Source organism: Burkholderia sp. BC1 (assembly GCF_052683555.1).
In genome coordinates this window covers 15467-33518 of record NZ_JBQYLP010000012.1, presented here as the reverse complement: position 1 = coordinate 33518, position 18052 = coordinate 15467, and the positions used below count along the sequence as shown (strand labels likewise).

The 18052-nt window shown below is 62.8% G+C and carries 13 protein-coding genes and 1 pseudogene; 9 read left to right on the top strand and 5 right to left on the bottom strand.

The features are described from left to right. Positions 1-86: 86 nt before the first annotated feature. Together ACSHSS_RS08280 and ACSHSS_RS08275 are read right to left on the bottom strand one after the other, a co-directional pair. Positions 87-1469: an MFS transporter gene (locus ACSHSS_RS08280; protein WP_006416026.1), complete on the bottom strand. Its 1383-nt coding sequence runs from the start codon at positions 1467-1469 to the stop codon at positions 87-89. Between the two features lie 75 nt (positions 1470-1544). After that, complete coding sequence (locus ACSHSS_RS08275) at positions 1545-2351, bottom strand: shikimate dehydrogenase family protein (protein WP_006415996.1); 807 nt, start codon at positions 2349-2351, stop codon at positions 1545-1547. 141 nt (positions 2352-2492) lie between these two features. Here ACSHSS_RS08275 and ACSHSS_RS08270 point away from each other — a divergent pair, with 141 nt between their 5' ends. From ACSHSS_RS08270 to ACSHSS_RS08240, 7 genes and pseudogenes are all read left to right on the top strand, one after another. After that, positions 2493-3266, top strand: coding sequence for an IclR family transcriptional regulator domain-containing protein (locus ACSHSS_RS08270; protein WP_006399257.1), 774 nt, complete (start codon positions 2493-2495; stop codon positions 3264-3266). 462 nt (positions 3267-3728) lie between these two features. After that, positions 3729-6728 (top strand): annotated as a pseudogene (locus tag ACSHSS_RS08265) (type VI secretion system Vgr family protein). A 1-nt stretch (position 6729) separates the two neighbouring features. Then, positions 6730-7599: an ankyrin repeat domain-containing protein gene (locus tag ACSHSS_RS08260; RefSeq protein ID WP_006416023.1), complete on the top strand. Its 870-nt coding sequence runs from the start codon at positions 6730-6732 to the stop codon at positions 7597-7599. 43 nt (positions 7600-7642) lie between these two features. After that, a complete protein-coding gene (locus ACSHSS_RS08255) occupies positions 7643-8086 on the top strand; it encodes a hypothetical protein (RefSeq protein ID WP_006416022.1) in 444 nt (147 codons plus the stop codon). Between the two features lie 55 nt (positions 8087-8141). Next, on the top strand, positions 8142-8600 hold the full coding sequence (locus tag ACSHSS_RS08250; RefSeq protein ID WP_006416021.1) for a DUF1795 domain-containing protein: 459 nt from the start codon (positions 8142-8144) through the stop codon (positions 8598-8600). A gap of 21 nt (positions 8601-8621) precedes the next feature. Beyond that, positions 8622-12854 (top strand): RHS repeat-associated core domain-containing protein, encoded by a 4233-nt coding sequence (locus ACSHSS_RS08245; protein WP_006416009.1) that lies wholly within the window; start codon positions 8622-8624, stop codon positions 12852-12854. 6 nt (positions 12855-12860) lie between these two features. Beyond that, positions 12861-13427, top strand: coding sequence for an imm11 family protein (locus ACSHSS_RS08240; protein WP_043281717.1), 567 nt, complete (start codon positions 12861-12863; stop codon positions 13425-13427). Between the two features lie 264 nt (positions 13428-13691). Here the strand turns inward: ACSHSS_RS08240 and ACSHSS_RS08235 are convergent, their stop codons facing one another. Both ACSHSS_RS08235 and ACSHSS_RS08230 read right to left on the bottom strand, forming a co-directional pair. Next, entirely contained in the window at positions 13692-14288 is a 597-nt protein-coding gene (locus ACSHSS_RS08235; RefSeq protein ID WP_238543663.1) for a hypothetical protein, read from the bottom strand. A gap of 17 nt (positions 14289-14305) precedes the next feature. Then, positions 14306-15202 carry an oxidoreductase gene (locus ACSHSS_RS08230; protein WP_048996546.1) on the bottom strand — a complete coding sequence of 299 codons (897 nt, stop codon included), beginning with the start codon at positions 15200-15202 and terminating at the stop codon, positions 14306-14308. 73 nt (positions 15203-15275) lie between these two features. On the opposite strand from ACSHSS_RS08230, the gene ACSHSS_RS08225 reads away from it, so the two are divergent. Together ACSHSS_RS08225 and ACSHSS_RS08220 are read left to right on the top strand one after the other, a co-directional pair. After that, positions 15276-16160 (top strand): MurR/RpiR family transcriptional regulator, encoded by an 885-nt coding sequence (locus ACSHSS_RS08225; protein ID WP_006416025.1) that lies wholly within the window; start codon positions 15276-15278, stop codon positions 16158-16160. Continuing rightward, positions 16160-17017 carry a DMT family transporter gene (locus ACSHSS_RS08220; RefSeq protein ID WP_006416017.1) on the top strand — a complete coding sequence of 286 codons (858 nt, stop codon included), beginning with the start codon at positions 16160-16162 and terminating at the stop codon, positions 17015-17017. Before ACSHSS_RS08225 ends, ACSHSS_RS08220 begins: the two co-directional genes overlap by 1 nt. Positions 17018-17139: 122 nt before the next feature. Here ACSHSS_RS08220 and ACSHSS_RS08215 read toward each other — a convergent pair whose 3' ends face one another. Then, complete coding sequence (locus tag ACSHSS_RS08215) at positions 17140-18027, bottom strand: LysR substrate-binding domain-containing protein (RefSeq protein WP_012464833.1); 888 nt, start codon at positions 18025-18027, stop codon at positions 17140-17142. Positions 18028-18052: the final 25 nt, after the last annotated feature.

Sequence of the window (18052 nt, the reverse complement as noted above, 5' to 3'; positions counted from 1 at the left end):
AACGCGTTAACGGCACCGCGGCGGCCGCGCTTTTATCCGGACACGACGCGAATCATCACGATTGCGACAGGTTGTGCGTTTTTGGTTCAGCGCGGTTCGATCGCGTTGGCTGGTGCGAGACGTTCGGCGGCGCGGCGCGTCGCGGCGGGGCCGCCCAGTTCGTGCAGCGGCGTGCGGTGCGTCTCGCGTGCCGTCCATGCGGCGACGGCCGCGAGCGCGCTGATCGCGAGTGTTACGGTGCCGATCCGCAGTGGAATGTCGTGCGTGCCGGGCGGCGCGATCGCCGCGAACAGCGACGGCAGCAGCGCAGTCAGCGCCATGCCGACGTTCTGGCCGATCGACATCGCGGAGACGCGCGTGCGCGTCGGAAAGAGTTCCGGCATGAAGCTCGGGAACACCGCATTGAAGCCCTGATAGACGACGCCCCACATCAGCACCGACGTGAGAATCGCGGCCGCCGCGTTGCCGACGCTGATCGCATACAGATACGCATACGAGAGCAGCCCCGCGCCCAGCGAACCGACGACGACCGGAATGCGGCGGCCGATGCGGTCGGACAATCGTCCGACGAAAGGAATCAGGATCACTGCGACGACGTTGCCGACGAACGGGATCACGAGGTACGTGTCGGCATGAAAGCCGATGCCGTACGCCGGCTGCACCGCATACGCGGCGCCGAAGATCGTCGCGACCATCGCGATCACTGCGGCGGTCGCCATGACCGCGATCCGCACGATGTCGCGCCAGCTGTCGCGCAGCGCGACGCGGATCGGCGGTTCGGGCATCGCGTGTTGCGTGCCTTCGCCGATGAACGCGGGCGATTCCTGCACATGACGGCGGATCAGATAGCCGGCGGCGAGCACGAGTGCGCTGAGCAGAAACGGAATGCGCCAACCCCACGACGCGAACGCATCGGCCGGCAGCCAGTATGCGAGCGGCATGAAGATTGCCGCCGCGAGGATCTGGCCGGCCTGTGTGCCTTGCAGCGCGAAGCTTGCGTAATAGCCGCGCTTGCCGTACGGCGCCTGCTCGAGAATCATCGAGCTCGCGCCCGAGATTTCGCCGGCAACGGCAAAGCCCTGGATCAACCGCAGCAAGACGAGCGCGATCGGCGCGGCGATGCCGATCTGGCGGTAGGTCGGCAGCAGGCCGACCGCGAACGTCGAGACGCCCATCAGGAACATGCACAGCAGCAGCAGGTGCTTGCGGCCGTGCGTATCGCCGCGGCGCCCGAGCACGAAGCCGCCGATCGGCCGCGCGACATAGCCGACGCCGTACGTCGCGAGCGACGCGACGATCGCGAGCGTCGGATCGCCGTGCGGAAAGAACAGCTGCGGAAATACCATCGACGCGGCCTGCGCGTAGATGAAGAAGTCGTAGTACTCGAGCACCGAGCCGATCCAGCCGCTCGCGGTCGCGCGCCGGGTCTGCTGCATGGAGGGTGCGGCGGTTGTCGCATCGGGGTTCATCTGTCGTCTCCTGTCTTTGATATCGGTAGGTGGGCTGCGCGCAGTAGGTGGCGCCGGCGCGCGCGGCGCACGCGCTTACGCGGCGAGCGGCCTCATCATGAACGCACGTAGATCGTCGAATTGCGCGAGCGCCATTTCGGCACCGGTCTGAATTCGGCAACCGGCGCGCCGTGCAAGTGCGAGAAAGCGCGTGATGTCGGGTGTCGTGACGACGTCCGCGACGAGCGTGTCCGCACGCAGCGTCGCGAGCCGCGTTTCGGCGAGCGGCAGCACGTCGTTGCCCGGCATGCCGGCCGGCGACGCATTGACGACGAGATCGAACGCGGCGAGCGAACCGACCTGCGTGCCGGTGTCGACCGCCGGAAAACGTGCGTGCAGCAGCGCGCGCAGCCGCTGCGTGCGCGACGCGTCGAGATCGACGAGCGTAAGGGCCGCCGCGCCGTGCTCGCACAGTGCCCACGCGATCGCGCTGCCTGCGCCGCCGGCGCCGACCACCATCGCACGCGCGCCGCGCGGCGAGAAGCCGTGCTCGCGCGCGGCCTTCAGAAAACCGTCGCCGTCGAGCATGTCGCCCGCGAGCGTGCCGTCGGCTTCGCGGCGGATCACGTTCACCGATTCGAGTGCGCGCCCGCGTTCGGTGAGCGTGTCGATGCGCGCGGCGATCGCCTGCTTGTACGGCACGGTGATCACGCAACCCCGCAGATTGCGCCAGGCGCGCAGCGTCCGGACGAACGCGTCGAGCGATTCGCGCTCGAGATCGATCGGAATCATCGAGGCGTCTTCGCCGTGACGCGCAAACCATGCGTTGAAGTTCTGCGGGGATTTCACCTGCGCGATGGGGGAGCCGACGATGGCCAACAATTCGGTCGTACCGCTGATCATGAATGCACCGGAGGGGGAGGGCGAACAGCACGCATGGTGCGACCGCGGCCGGCGGGCGACAACGCCGGAATCGGCCGGTTCGAGCGATGATCGCAATTCCGATGCGATAATCGCACTCGTTTGCCGTTTCGGACCCAAACCATGCCCCAGCCGCCGATCCACGAGCGCGACCTGATCGTCGGTCTGCAGAAAGGGCTCGCGATCATCCAGCTGTTCACCGAGGAAACACCGCGGCTGAGCGTCGCCGACGTCGCGCGTCTTGCCGGGCTCACGCGAAGCGCGGCTCGGCGCTTTTTGCTGACGCTCGTGCACGACGGCTATGCGCAGACCGACAGCCGCCAATACTGGCTGACCGCGAAGACGCTGCGGATCGGCCAGGCGTATGTCGATTCGGCGCGGCTGCCGCGCATGCTGCGGCCGATCGTCGAGAAGGTCGCGAGCGAAACGCGCGAACACGTGTCGGTAGCCGTGCTCGACGGCGACGAGGTCGTACATATCGTGCGTAGCCGGATCGCCAACGTGTCGTCGATGTCGATCCGGCAGGGCTATCGGCTACCGATGTACTGCACGGGCAGCGGCCGGCTGTGGCTCGCATCGCTGCCCGACGACGAGGTCGACGCGTATCTGGCGCGCGTCGAGCGCAAGCCGCTGACGCCGTTTACGCGCACGTCGGTCGACGAGATCAAGGCGATCGTCGCGCAGATCCGGGAGCAGGGGTACGTGGAACTGGATCAGGAGTACGAGGTCGGCATGCGGATTCTCGGCGTGCCGCTGACGAATCGCGCCGGGCAGATGTGCGCGAGCCTCACGATCACGACGCAGGTGTCGTCGCTGTCGCTCGACGACATTCGCGAGCGCTGTCTGCGTTATCTGTATGAAGGGCAGGCGCTGCTTCGGCCGATTATCGACATGTGAGGGTGGAGGGCGTGTCGGGTGATGGCGCGCTTCGCAGGGTGCGATACCGCAGTGTCGGCCCTCTATTGGGCCTTGCTGCGGCATGGAGCCCGGCGTGCGCCCCAGAACCGGCAGTCGAGCCGGCGAAGCAGGGAAGGGAGACCCCCGAATTGATAGCTGGGGGGAATGACGATGTCAGCTGGGCAGAGTAGCGGACCGGATCTTGGCCTGCTACGTGCCGATCACCGGCTTTGTACAGATCGCGCTGCTATCGGCTATTACGGGCGCAACCCTGCGATGCGCTGAGCCGTGTTCGGGCAACCACCCCCTCGCCCGATAAATAGTAGGTTGCCTTTTCGGTGAAATGTAATTGAAAGGTAGTTTCGAGCACCTTTCGCCGTGTTGGAATTTGTCCTACAGTAGCGGGGCCTCGGATTGGCGGTCTGCCGGGGTAGAACCTGAGACGAGAAGAAAGGAACAAGAATGAGTTTCGCCCCGAATGGCGGTATTCCGAGCGGATTCGGAGGGAATTCGTTGGGCTCACTGAGTGCGCTCGGCGGCCTTGCCGGTCCAATTGCGTCCACAGTGGCCGGCCAAATCGGCCCGCTTGCTGGCGTCGCCGGCCATCTCGACACCGTGCAACGCGCGGTCCAGCTGGCGCAGACCGGTTTCTCGTTGATGAACAAGACGCCCGCTGCGATTGCGGATGCGCTCAACAATGCAACGGGCGGCGTCGCTCGGCTGACGCAACTGAACCGGTACGTGACGATCGAATCTCCGCTCGGGCCCGACGTGTTATTGGTCGGTGCTGCGGTCATCGACGAACACGTCAATCGCCTGCCGGAAATTCATCTCGATTTGCTGTCGCATAAGCATGATCTCACGCCGGATCATCTGATCGGCCAGCCGATCAAGCTGCGGCTCGATCACAATGCGCGGCAGTCGACACTCGAACGCATCGTAATGTCCGGCGGTGCCGACAATAACCGCTATTTCGACGGGTATGTCGCGTCGTTCGATCGCGCCGGCAATCCGGGGCGCGTAACGCAGTACCACATGACCGTGGTGCCCTGGTTCTGGTTCTTGACGCGCTCGACCGATTGCCGAATTTTCCAGAACAAGACTTCGCGCGAGATCCTCGGCGAGATTTTCCAGGATCACGGGTTCACCGACTTCGAGTTCGACATCCGGACCGCCCAGAAACCCATCGAGTACATCGTGATGTACCAGGAGTCGTATTACAACTTCTGCGCGCGATTGATGGAGCAGGAAGGGTTGATCTGGACGCACCGCTACGAGAAGGACAAACACATTCTCGTGATCGGTGATACCAACTTCGTGTTCCGCCCGATCGAAGGACTCACGACGGTTCCTTACGCGGACAGCGAAGCCAGTGAGTTCAACTGAATCGATCAGCTGCACGAAGGGCGGCGTTTTGGCGTCGGCAAGGTTACGTTCCAGGATTTCAATCATCAGAATCCGTCGTCGCCGCTGATGCTCGTACAAGCTGAGCCGCAGACGTTGCGACACGCGCGGCTCGACGCGACCGAGCGTTTCGAGCACCAGTCGCTGTATGACCACGGTGACGACGGAAATCGCTACGCGCGCATTGCGATGCAGGCGGAGGAAGCGCAGGCGCATCGATATACCGGTAGCGGCTATGCATGGAGGATGACCACCGCCGGCAGTGTGACGGTAGCCAACCATCCCGTGATGGCAAACAATCAGGAATACGCAATCCTGCACGTGCGGCATGAAGCGGTGAACGACTACACGCAGCATGCCGCGAAGATGCCGTACCGCAACTCGTTTGCGCTTCTGCCGCAAAACATTCCGTACCGCGCGCCGCGTAACACGCCGAAGCCGGTCATCCATGGAACTCAGTCGGCGATTGTTGTCGGCCCGAAAGGCGAGCAAATCCATACGAATGGCAGTTGCGTGAAGCTGCACTTCTTGTGGGATCGGCGCGGCCAGATGGATGGGTCTGACTCGATGTGGATTCGAGTGTCCCAGCCATGGGCGGGTGCGGGGTGGGGTGCAGCTGCGATTCCGCGGATCGGGCAGGAAGTTCTGGTCTCGTTCAATCAGGGCGATCCTGATAACCCGGTGATTGTGGGGCGCGTCTTCAACGGCGAGCAAGGCAATCCGTACCACGGTGCGGCTGGCCAGACGATGGGGATCAAGAGCCAGACGCACAAAGGACAGGGCTCGAACGAGTTGCGGTTTTCCGACGTGAACGGTGCTCAGGAAGTCTTTCTGCATGCGCAGAAGGATATGAAGACCGTGATCAAGGATTCCGAAACGCATACTGTCGAAGCCGGCGCGCGCACTGTTTCATTGCTCAAGGGCAGCGAAACCAAGCAGATTGCACAGGGCGGGCTGTCGGAAACCATCGCGCTGACGCGCGACACCACCGCGAACGTGATCAACACGAAGGCGATCGCTAGCAAGGCCGGCCCCGGGATGCAGAGTCACCAGGCCAGCGACGGCATGGAGTTTCGTGTCGGCGAAAGCATCGTGACGATGACGCCGGACGGCATCAAGCTGGCGCACGGACCGTCGACGATCCTCATGAACGCGAACGGGATCTATCTCGACGCGCCGGTCATCCACCTGAATCAGGGCAGTGCACAGGCGCCTGAACAAGCGCTTGCGCTTCAGTGGGCGGAAGCACAAGCGATGATTGCCGAAGGGCTGGCGAGCCCTGATCCCGCGACTCGCGCCGCCGCGGGCAAGCTGGCGAATTCCCTGAAAGCCCAGCAAATGGCGAAACTGGCTGATCACGTTTATCACCCGAACGATCCACCGCCCACCGGCTGGAAGATGGTCACCAACGATCCGGAAGCGCTCAAGGCGTTTGGCTTGAAGCCGAGCGATTTCCTGAAAGGCGGTAGCAATTTTGGGGCACAGATGTATGTTCCCGATCCCAAGGTCTTCGGCGACAGCATGAAACCTTCGATCGCGTTCAAGGGAACGCAGCAACTCTTCGGCGAAGACATGACCAACAACATGGCGCAGGGGCTTGGTGCCGATGCACCGTACTATCGTAGTGCGGTCTCCATCGGCAAGAACATCCAGGCCGCAGGTGCGTCCTCGGGCGTCGATTTCACCGGGCATTCCCTAGGCGGTGGGCTGGCCTCGGCGGCCGCAGAAGCCAGCGGTAGCTCGGCAATGACGTTCAATGCGGCTGGCCTCAATCCGGGGACAGTGGCGCAGTACGGTGGGACCGTTCAACCGACCAACATCACGGCCTATCGGGTAGATGGCGATATCTTGACCGGGCTACAGGAAGGCCGGCTCGGGCCGATTAGCGATGGCACTGCGCAGCTCATGCCCAAAGCGGTCGGTACACCCGTCACCCTCGACGGCGAAAGCATCACCACGGTTGGGCGCCACATGATGGGCGACGTAACGAACGGGATGAACCAGCAGGTCGCGAAAGACGAGTTCGACCTGGTGTCCCAATTGAATTCATCACATTGACATGCAATACAAGAAAGCGATAACCGCTGGCGCGATTGCCGTGCTCGTGGGAGCGACCTCACCGCTTTGGTGGCCCACTCAAGCTCAAGGGACGAACATGACTGGCTTCAAACGTTACGCACCGGAAGAATTCTTCTCGGGGCAGCAGCTCGCGTTGGCTCAGGCCATTCATGACGGCGACCTTAACCGCGTGCAGCAGCTCGCGCCGAAGACCGATCTGAATGCACCGGGCGCAAAAAATACGACGCTACTGTCGTATGCCGTGCAGGAGATCGTCCCGGTAAAGAACGATGCGTCAAACACGCGCTATCAGATTATCTCGGCGCTCCTCAAGAATGGTGCTGATCCGAAGGCGCCGGTCGGGGCCAACGGTGGAACGGTCGTCGATGTTGCGTTGCGCGCCGACACGCCGAATCTGCTGCGCGTGCTGCTGGACGGTGGCCTCGATCCCAACTGGCGGCCAAGCGGCGACACTCCAATGATTTTTGAAGTCGCCGAGAACAAGCTGCTGCCCCAGTTGAAGCTGCTGATCGAACATAAGGCGAATGTGAATGGCCGCGATTCGCTTGGAAAAACGGCGCTATTCGAGGCGACGATGATTCAGCAGTGGGATACCGTCGACTACTTGCTCGCGCATGGCGCTGACCCGAAGATCTCCAGCGAACTCGGCGTTTCTTACGGTTGGGTGCTGCAGAACGAACTGAAAAACCACACGACGCCCGATTCGCCGGCGCGTGCGCGCATCGACGCAATCCGCCGCAAGATTGTAGCGGCTGGTGCGCCGTGGCCGCCGGTCGATCCGAAAGCGCAACGCGCGGCCATGCGCGCGCGTGGCGAAAAGGTCGTGACACCGGCTGGCCAAACGGAATGAGCGTGTGGGCAATCGATAATCCGGCTTGCGAAGGAATCAGGCAATGACGCGTGCCTTGGAATCGCTGCCACGCGTTCGACGAGGAACCGTCCTGGGGGTATCGGTCGGGCTGTATGTCGTCTCGCTGCTGCTGCCCGCGATGTATTTCGAAAAGGAAGCCCCGCTCATCGGGATGTCCGTTCTCGCTCAGGGCTGGTGGGGGTTGCTGATGCTCAATCCTTCATGGCTCGCCAATCCGCTTTATGTGATCGCTGCGGTCCAGTTTGGCCGTGCACGATACGGACGCGCCAGCGTATTTTCCGGCGCGGCAGTCGTATGCGCACTCTGCTCACTGTTCACGACGAAGTGGTACTTCAACGAAGCCGACGCCACTCCGATCACGGGCTTCGGCATTGCTTTCTACGTCTGGCTCATCTCGCAGGTTGCGTTGTTGTTGGGCGGTTTGCGTTTGCGTCAGGACGCCGCTACCGCACCGCCCGGCAACTGAGTTTTACCAAGGCGCCTGACTCCTTTCGACTTCCCCGTTTCACGAGATTCCCCGCATGACCGATTCCGAAAACCGCATCCGGATTCACGAAGGCAGCATCGTACTGCCAGACGGTTTCGAGGATCGCACAACCAATCTGCTTGTGCCTGCCGACTTGACCACGCAGCCGAACCTCAGTGTGGCCCGCGACTGGCTCAAGGATGGAGAAACGCTCGCGCCATACATCGACCGGCAGGTCACGTTGCTCAAATCCCGTTTGCAGGGCCTTCGCTTGCTCGGTCGTCAAGCCGAGCGGCTCGGGCCTGAGGCGGACGGGATGCCTGGAGAACGCATCGACACAGCCTATCGGAACGGCGCAAAGATGGTGTTTCAACGGCAAGCCGCGTTCATCGTCGCGCCCGGGCGCGTACTTATCTTCACGGCGTCGAACGCGAAAAGCTTCAACGGCACCTTCGACACATTCTGGCACACCTGGCTCGATGGCTACCGGCCGGCTGAGCAAGCGTCGGCATGACAACAGCAAAGGACATTCATCGTGTACGAAGCCGCACGCGTCACTGATCCGATCGAGCATACCAGCGCGCTCGCGGGCTTTCTGGTCGGCGCTGTACTCGGCATCGCCCTGATCGCCGCCGTGGCATTCGCGACATTCACGTGTGGATTCGGTGTGGCGCTGCTGGCGGGTATGGCAGCAGGCATCGGTGCACAGGGGCTGCTATCGTTAGGCGAGGCGATCGGCAAGATGTTCAGCTCGCAGTCCGGCAACATCATCACCGGCTCGACGAACGTCTATGTCAACGGCAAGCCGGCGGCCTATGCGACGCTGAGCGGCGTGGCGTGCAGCAAGCACAACCCCGTTCCGCTGGTCGCGCAGGGCTCGACAAACATCTTCATCAACAATCGGCCGGCGGCTCGCAAGGACGACAAGATCACTTGCGGCGCGACGATCGGCGGTGGTTCGCACGACACCTTCTTCCACGGCGGCACCCAGACGTATCTCCCGGTCGACGATGAAGTCCCGCCGTGGCTGCGGACTGCGACCGACTGGGCCTTTGCACTTGCGGGTCTGGTCGGCGGGCTCGGTGGGCTGCTGAAGGCGGCAGGCGGTTTATCGCGCGCGGTCTTGCCGTGCGCTGCGAAGTTTATCGGTGGATACGTATTGGGCGAAGCCGTAGGTCGCTATGTTGCCGGTCCCGCGATCAACAAGGCGATCGGCGGGATGTTCGGCAACCCGGTCGACGTCACGACGGGTCGGAAGATTCTGTTGGCCGAATCAGAAATCGACTACGTCATCCCGAGCCCGATTCCGGTCGCGATCAAGCGATTCTATTCGAGCAGCCTCGACTACGTAGGCACGCTCGGCCGCGGCTGGGTGCTGCCGTGGGAACTTCGACTTCAAGCGCGAGACGGACGCCTCTGGTACACCGACGCCCAAGGGCGTGAGAGCGGATTCCCGCTATTGCGTACCGGGCAAGCGGCTTTCAGCGAGGCCGACCAGCGATACTTGACCTGCACGCCGGATGGCCGCTACATCCTGCATGACATCGGCGAGACATATTACGACTTCGGCCGATACGAGCCGGATTCCGGGCGTATTGCGTGGGTGCGCCGTATTGAGGATCAGGCTGGACAGTGGTACCAGTTCGAGCGCGACAGCCGTGGCCGCGTCACCGAGATCCAGACGTGCGGCGGCCTGCAGGCTGCGCTCGATTATGAACCGGAGCATGGCCGCCTTGGCGCGGTCACGCTCGTTCACGGTGACGAGCGCCGGGTTGCCGTTACGTACGGGTACGACGAAAACGGCCAACTCACCTCTGTGACGGATGCAAACGGCGCGATCGTGCGCCGATTCAGGTATGCCGACGGCCTGATGACGAGCCATTCCAATGCGCTGGGTTTCACGTCGAGCTACGTGTGGTCAACGATCGAAGGACAGCGGCGGGTCGTCGAGACGAACACCAGCGAGGGTGAACACTGGACTTTCGAGTACGACGTCGACGGTCGGCAAACCCGCGTTCGGCATGCTGACGGCCGTACTGCGCATTGGCGTTTCGACGCTGCGTTCCAGATCGTCGAGTACACCGACCTCGACGGTGGCTTCTATCGGATCAAGTACAACGACGCGGGTATGCCGACGATGCTCATGCTGCCGGGTGAGCGCACGGTCGAGTTTGAGTACGACGACGCCGGCCGAATCGTTGCCGAGACCGACCCGCTCGGGCGCACGACGCGTACCCGCTATGACGGTAACAGCATGCGGCCCGTCGAGATCATCGGGGCCGATGGCGGCGCCTGGCGCGCCGAATACGATCCACAAGGTCGGTTGCTGTCGACTCAGGATCCACTGGGCCGTGAGAATCGCTACGAATATCCCACGGGATTGACCGCGCTGCCGACCGCGCACATCGATGCACGCGGCGGCCGCAAAATGCTGGAGTGGAACCGCCTTGGCGAGCTGGTCGGCTACACGGACTGCTCAGGCAAGACAACGCGTGCGTTCTTCGACGCGTTCGGCCTTCCGCTCGCACGCGAGAACGCGCTCGGGCAGCGCATCTCGTATGACGTGCGTCCAACCGGTGAGCCCCGTCGGATCACCTATCCCGACGGCAGCTCGGAAACGTTCGAATACGATGCCGCCGGGCTCGTAGTGAAGCACGTCGGACTCGGCGGCCGGATTCAACAATCGCTGCGCAATGCGCGCGGGCAACTTGTCGAGGCAATTGATCCGGCTGGTCGACGGACCCGCTTTCGTTACGATCCCGAGGGGCGGCTTCGCGAGCTACAGCAGGGGCACGCGCACTACGCCTTCACGTATAGCGCCGGCGGTCGACTAGCGACCGAAACACGTCCCGATGGTGTCGAGCGGCGGTTCGGGTACGGCGAAGCCGGCGAACTGATTGCGCTGGACATCGTCGGCGCGCCGGACAGCGGTACAACCTCGAATCGACCGATCCGCACCGTCCGCTTCGAACGTGACCGGATGGGCAATCTGAAGGTCCAGCACACGCCGACCGAAGTGACCCGCTACGAGCGGGACAAGGGAGATCGGCTGCTGAAGGTGGAGCGCACGCCGACTGCCATGGGCATTGCTCTCGGCATTGCGTCGGACACCGTCGAGTTCGAGTACGACAAGGCCGGCCGCCTTGTTGCCGAGCATGGTGCGAACGGAACCGTTCAGTACACGCTCGACGCGCTGGACAACGTAATGACGCTCGAATTGCCGCACGAGCAGAAGCTGCAGATGCTGCGCTATGGCTCAGGCCACGTGCATCAAATTCGTTGCGGCGATCAGATAGTCAGCGACTTCGAGCGCGACGACCTGCATCGCGAGGTGACGCGTACGCAAGGGCGGCTGATTCAGCGTTCTGCGTATGACCCGCTCGGCCGAAAGGTCTGGCAGTCCGCCGGTTTCCACCCAGAGGCGCTGGGCCGCGGGCGCGGCCATCTGTGGCGTAACTACGGGTACGACGCCGCCGGTGAACTGATCGAAACGAGTGACAACCTGCGCGGCAGCACGCAGTACGACTACGACCCGGCAGGACAGCTGACTCGCCGCGTGAACATCTTGGACCGGCAGCTCGAGGAGTTTGCGTGGGATGCCGCCGGTAACCTGCTAGACGATGTGCAGCGCAGAAGCCGCGGATATGTCGAAGGGAACCGTCTGCGAATGTGGCAGGATCTGCGGTTCGAATATGATGCGTTCGGCAATCTGGTGGCCAAGACGCGCGGCGCGAACCGGACGCAGCGCTTCACGTACGACGGGCAGGATCGGTTGATCGCGGTGCGCACGCAGGACACGCGTGGTGTTGTGGAATCGCGCTTCGCTTACGATCCCCTCGGTCGGCGCATCGCGAAGTCCGATACGTTTTTCGACATCCGCGGAGTGAAGCAGCGCACCGAGACGAAGCGCTTCGTATGGGAGGGGCTGCGACTCGCGCAGGAGGTCCGCGAAACCGGGGTGAGCAGCTACGTGTATAGTCCAGATGCGCCTTACTCGCCTGCAGCCCGCGTCGACAAGGTGATCGCAGAAGCGCTGGCGGCCGCAGCGATCGACACCGCGAAGCGTGCAGCGCGGATCTACCACTTCCATACTGATCTGGTTGGAGCCCCGCTCGAAGTGACAGACGAGTCGGGCGAACTGGCATGGACCGGGCAATATACGGCGTGGGGCAAAGTTGAGTCGAGCAGCAAGGACATCGCCAGGATCGAGCAACCGTTGCGCTATGCCGGGCAATATGCTGACGAAGGCACCGGCCTGCACTACAACACCTTCCGCTTCTATGATCCAGACGTAGGGCGGTTCATCAATCAGGATCCGATCGGCCTGTACGGCGGCGGAAACTTATATGCCTATGGGCCAAATTCACAGCAGTGGGTCGATCCGTGGGGCTGGTGTTCGGTCAAGCTGAGCAATAACATGGAAAAGTCAGGCGTGACTCGTCCGGCCAACTCTGCCGCGCACCACATCGTCGGGGATACCGCGAAGGAAGCGGCGCCGGCGCGCGCCATCCTCTCGAAGTACGGCATTGATGTCGATTCTGAATTGAATGGCGTATTCTTGCCTAATCGGAATAATACGGACAATCTCGCCGGGATATTGCATAACGGGAAGCATCCGAATACGTATTTCCAAAAGGTAAACCAGTTGCTGCAGGATGCCGATCTGGGTGGCAAGCAAGCCGTTCTCGACCAGCTTCAGACGATAAGAGAGACGTTGCAAAATGCATCCAGAGATACTCCGTGGAAATCTGTTCTTTCTGAGTTGTGAGGGTATATGAACAATATCTATGGCTTGAGGCAGGACGACGCATTCCAAGCGTTGGTTCAGGTCGATGATGCGGGTGAAATTGGATATGACGACAGTGTCGCGATAAAGGCGACGGCGCTTTGTGGAGAGCAGTTTGACGGAAGCTTTTTGCCGCCCAAACTGTGTTGGGGAACGCCGCGCAAGAAGAAAGATTGTGATTTGCAGGCGATGCTTTCTCCGTTTCTCGTATTTAGTAAAAGAGCGTTAGATGCGTTGATGCCCTTCCTTCAAGCAAGCGGACAGATATTACCGGTTCAAGCTCCAGTGGACGGTATGAGCGGATTCCATGTTACGCGTGTGCTGGAAGGCGCTGTAGATATGGATGCGTCCAAATTCAAAGTCTACCCTCAGGCGACAGTATTCAATAAGATTGTTCTCTTGGAAAAGCGGGTGCGGGACGTTGATATGTTCCGGTTGAAAGAGAAGCCGGCGACAGTATTTGTTTCCGAGAAATTTCGAAGAGCCGTAGAGGCGAGTAATCTCAAGGGATTTGACTTTGGGGAAGTAATCTTGCAGTCAGCCGAGAGGGGCTGATCCGATGGCGCCTGCGTGGTATCTCGTGGGTGCCAACCCGATCGCTTTCATCACGGTTTTCCTACTCGCCCGCTGGCGGAACGTGCGGCTCGAGCGGGCGCGGCACAATGATCGTGTTCCGAGCGGGGTGCGCGGAACGCGACACGCGGCTCGCAATCTCACGAGCGAACACGTCGTTACGCGCCACACGGGCAGTCCTAGCTACAAAGTCATCACGTAGGTGAGATCTAGCGTCCGCTGCCCGCGAACAACAGTGCAAGTGCGTCATTCAAATACGAAGTCCTTTTTGCGAACGTGCTCGTCACCGACATACGGGCCTTGAAAATCGACATTGTCGCCGTGCCCTAGTACTTTGCCGCATTGACCGCGTTGCCCGACCCACAATTGCGCGCCGCGAATAGCAAAATCGAGCTGGCACGCATCCGCACCTACATATAACGCCTTGCTGTCGGCTCGCACGACGGCATCACCATTGAATTCCCGTCCGCTGTTCTGACCGTTCCATGAAACTGCATCGAACGTCAAACGGGCTGCGTCGGCGCGCTCGTTAACATGGAGCGTTCTCATTTCATAGAGACCGGAATCACCGGAGCTGCCGACACATTGTGTCGCGAGCGACCACGCGATCACAAGCTGATCGTCGAGTTTTGACAGCTCTGGGACGGCGCAAATAGTTCGTTCGGTCGGATGGCCGGCCCGATGGCAATTGAAGGAAGTTGCGTGTCCCGTGCTGGGAACGCAAAAGGAAACCAGTAGGGAAGCGGTTCGGAGTAGCGAGCGGTGGGCATGCACTTTCTTCATGTCGAAAAGGTCGGGAATGCCCCTGGCTCCGAATGCGCCGAGCAAGAGGGAGAACGGCACGAGCGCTGATCACGGCATCAGCCCGGCCCGTCGCTCGCGGCCGCGAGGAGCGGCACAAGGACGTCGCTGATCGGAGTCGGAATGCCGTGCATCCGGCCGCGACGCGAGATGACACCGTTGCGGATATCCCATTCCAATGGCCGGCCGGCTTCCCGGTCCGTCAGGATGGAGGTGCCCATGTCCGCAGGCGCTGCGCGGAACTTGTCGAGAATCTCTCGTGGCACCTCGTCGCCGAGTTCAGCGCCTTCGGCACGAGCCACCGCCAGGCATTCGCGCAGATAAGCTACTGCAAGTTCGGCGATGTCAGCGCGGCCGAACATGCCCGCGCGGCGGACCGTGAGCGCCATAAGACCGGCTACCGCGTTCTGCAGCAATTTGCGCCAGGCCAGAGAACTGAAGGCGGCCGTCACGTCCACGGCGCATCGCGTCCCGCGCAACGCGTCGGCCACCGTGCGGGCATCCGCCGTATCCGGCAGGCTGAGCCGCACGTCGCCTCGCAAGCGTACCGAGCCGTCCGGTTGCGCCTGCGCGGGAAACCATACGACCGCGGGAACGATCCGCCCTTGCGAACAATGGGGGGCCACCGTATCCAACTGCTCGATTCCGTTCTGCAAGACACACACCACGGTTCCCGGACCGGTCAGCGCGGCCAGCCATTCTGCGGCCGCGGCAGTTTGCGTTGCCTTGACTGACAGGAAGACAAGATCGACCGTGCGATCGATTTCCGCGGGATCCGTTCGGACCGGGCCGGGCACGACGATGAGGCGGACGCCATCGCGCAGCGTCAGCTCATCGCGGGGCGTGCGGCCACACAGTAAGGGCGTGCGGCCCGCTTCGTGCAGTGCCGCCGCGACCGTGGTGCCGATGGCGCCGGGGCCGACGACAGCGATTTCAGTACCGATTTCGGCGTTCATGAGAGGGACTCCTGTAACCGCGCATGCCGACGGATGGTTGCGCGCGTGGCAGACGGTACGTAATATATTACACATGAGCGAAGATATTGGTAATGACGTTTCAGGCGGCGAGCGACGTCTGCAGCAATGGATCGGCAGCATTCAAGCCCGCAGCGGCGATCTGGCGGCGAGCGAGGCGAAGGTGGTCGAGCTCTTGCTGAGCGACCCGCTGTTCGTCGGCGCGAGCACGACCGCGCAGGTCGCCGCGCGTGCCGGTGTTTCGCCGCCCACCGTCATTCGCGCCGCACGTGCACTTGGGTTCACGGGGTTCACCGAGCTGAAAATCGAGATCGCGCGTGCTCGCGGCACCGCCCGCTTTTTCGCGCCGCCTGAAGTACTCACCGCGGACGCGGGCTCGGCCGCAGTGCTGGAGACGTCCATCCGCACAGGCGTCGATGCACTGTCCGCGCTCAGCGGCGCCATCGAAATCGCCGCGCTCGACAAGGCGGTCGCGTCGATTCAGCAAGCGCGCCAGGTATTCGCGTTCGGTGCGGGCCCTTCGGTTACCGTCGCCGCCGACGCGGTCTTCCGGTTGCGGGCGGTCGGCGTGACAACCGTCGGGATTCCCGACTATCTGTCGGCGATGATCGCGGCCCGGCTTCTCGGCCCTGGCGACGTTGTCATCGCGGTCAGTTCGACCGGGCGCACGTCCTCGACCCTCGCCGTCGCGGATGCGGCATCCTCGGCCGGCGCCACGCTCGTTGCCGTCACCAATCAATACGGCACGCCGCTGGCGAACCTCGCAGACATCGCGCTGGTCGTCGGCGGCGCGCCGTTGCCGGCGCAGATGGCCGCTGCGGGCAGTCGCCTGGCGCAGCTCGTCGTGATCGACGCGTTGGTCTCCGCCCTCGCGCTGCGCGACCCGGCGCGCAGCCGCTGCGCAGAGCGCGCCGGTATCGATCTGCCCGACATCGATTGATGCAGTCCGGCACGATTGCGATCGTCCTCGCCGCGGCCGTCGCCCACGCGGTGTGGAACCTCGCCTCGAAGTACAAGCGGGAAGACACGCTGGTGTTCGTCTGGGCCTATAGCTGCGTCTCGACACTGCTTTGTGTGCCGATCGGCATCGTGCAGATCGTCAAGGGGCAGCAGACGATCGACTGGCAACTTGCGGTGGGGGCGGCCGTTTCGGCGGCGCTGCACATCGTTTACTCGCTGACCTTGCAGGCCGGTTACGATCGCGCCGAACTCGGCGTCGTATATCCGGTCGCCAGAGGGACGGGGCCGCTACTCACGATACTGTTCGCGATGCTCTTCATGGGCGAGCGGCTTACCCCGGTCGCGATGCTCGGTGCATGCCTCGTGGTTGCGGGTATTTTTGTCGTCACTGGCCATCCATTCACGCACGGGCGTGCGCCGCTCAAGGGAATGCTGTGGGGTGTCGCGACGGGTGCCGCCATTGCCGGTTACACGCTGTGGGACGGCTACTCGGTCACCACGCTGCACCTGGCGCCCGTGAGTTACTACGCCAGCACACTGCTGCTACAGAGTCTGATCATGACGCCAAATGCGCTGCGGCGAGGGCATCGAATCCGGGCCGCCTTCCGCGTCGATGCCGTGCCGATTCTCGTCGTCGCCGTGTTCTCTCCGCTGGCCTACGTCCTCGTGCTGACCGCCATGCTCTCTGCGCCGCTGGCGCTCGTCGCGCCCTTGCGCGAATCGTCCATCATCATCGGCTCGCTTCTCGCGTACTGGCTCTTTGGCGAAGATCATCTGGCGCGCCGCATCGCCGGCGCCGTCGTCGTGCTGGCCGGGATCGCCGCGATCAGTCTTTGACGTCTGGGAGCAACAGCGCTGCACTCGCTTCGCCGGCACATGAGCGACGAGCGGGGCGCACGATCGCACGGAAGCGGCGTTTCGAACAGATCCGAACCCGAACCCGATCTCGATCGCACGTTTCAGCGCGCGTTCATCAGCCAATCCCGAAACGCCGCCAACGACGGCAACGATTCGTTCTCCGGCGGATACACGAGGTAGTAGCTGCGCCGGCTCGTGATCGCGTCGCCGATCGACACCAGTTCGTTGCGGCTCAGCTCGTCCTCGACGAGCACTTTCGGCACGAGCCCGATCCCCATGCCGGCACGCACGGCCTGAATCAGGTGCGACGTCAGTTCGAAGCTCGGGCCGATCCGCATCTGGCGGTGGTCGAGCCGGTAGTGCGCAAACCATTCCGCCCATGCGTGCTGATTGCTCGTCACGCCGAGCAGCGTCTGCCGAGCGGCCCACGCAGGGGCGCGCTCGCCGTTTGCGTCGGGCGGCGCGTCGGGGCTCGCGATCGCGATCAGAAACTCGTTGTATAGCCGGTGCGCATGCAGGCCCGGCCAGTCGCCGGTGCCGACCGCGATCGCCGCGTCGAGATCGTCGACGTGGAAATCGATGTTGCCGATCCGCGAATGCAGATGCACGGTCACGCCCGGATGCGCGGCATAGAAGTCGTGCAGATGCGGGAGCAGCCATTTCGAGCCGAACGTCGGCAGCGTCGCGAGCCGCAGCGTGCCGGCGCCCGCCTGATGCGACATCGCCTGCAGCGTCGCGCCGCGAATGCGGCCGAGCGCGCCGCCGACCTCGGCGAAGTAGCGGCGGCCGACGTCGGTCAGCTTCACCGAGCGGCCTTCGCGCCGGAACAGCGGCACGCCGAGCTGATCCTCGAGCGTCTGGATCTGCCGGCTGATCGCGCTCTGGCTCAGCGACAGCTCGTCGGCCGCGCGCGTGTAGCTCTCATGACGCGCGGCGGCCTCGAAGACGAGCAGCAACGACATGGACGGAGTCAGACGCCGGTAATTCATGAGTTTTATGCAAGTGTCGACGGAC

What these genes read in the sequence shown, in the direction of transcription:
- ACSHSS_RS08280 (WP_006416026.1), bottom strand. Translation starts at nt 1,469, where the DNA reads ATGAACCCCGATGCGACAACCGCCGCACCCTCCATGCAGCAGACCCGG.
- ACSHSS_RS08275 (WP_006415996.1), bottom strand. Translation starts at nt 2,351, where the DNA reads ATGATCAGCGGTACGACCGAATTGTTGGCCATCGTCGGCTCCCCCATC.
- ACSHSS_RS08270 (WP_006399257.1), top strand. Translation starts at nt 2,493, where the DNA reads ATGCCCCAGCCGCCGATCCACGAGCGCGACCTGATCGTCGGTCTGCAG.
- ACSHSS_RS08260 (WP_006416023.1), top strand. Translation starts at nt 6,730, where the DNA reads ATGCAATACAAGAAAGCGATAACCGCTGGCGCGATTGCCGTGCTCGTG.
- ACSHSS_RS08255 (WP_006416022.1), top strand. Translation starts at nt 7,643, where the DNA reads ATGACGCGTGCCTTGGAATCGCTGCCACGCGTTCGACGAGGAACCGTC.
- ACSHSS_RS08250 (WP_006416021.1), top strand. Translation starts at nt 8,142, where the DNA reads ATGACCGATTCCGAAAACCGCATCCGGATTCACGAAGGCAGCATCGTA.
- ACSHSS_RS08240 (WP_043281717.1), top strand. Translation starts at nt 12,861, where the DNA reads ATGAACAATATCTATGGCTTGAGGCAGGACGACGCATTCCAAGCGTTG.
- ACSHSS_RS08230 (WP_048996546.1), bottom strand. Translation starts at nt 15,202, where the DNA reads ATGAACGCCGAAATCGGTACTGAAATCGCTGTCGTCGGCCCCGGCGCC.
- ACSHSS_RS08225 (WP_006416025.1), top strand. Translation starts at nt 15,276, where the DNA reads ATGAGCGAAGATATTGGTAATGACGTTTCAGGCGGCGAGCGACGTCTG.
- ACSHSS_RS08220 (WP_006416017.1), top strand. Translation starts at nt 16,160, where the DNA reads ATGCAGTCCGGCACGATTGCGATCGTCCTCGCCGCGGCCGTCGCCCAC.
- ACSHSS_RS08215 (WP_012464833.1), bottom strand. Translation starts at nt 18,027, where the DNA reads ATGAATTACCGGCGTCTGACTCCGTCCATGTCGTTGCTGCTCGTCTTC.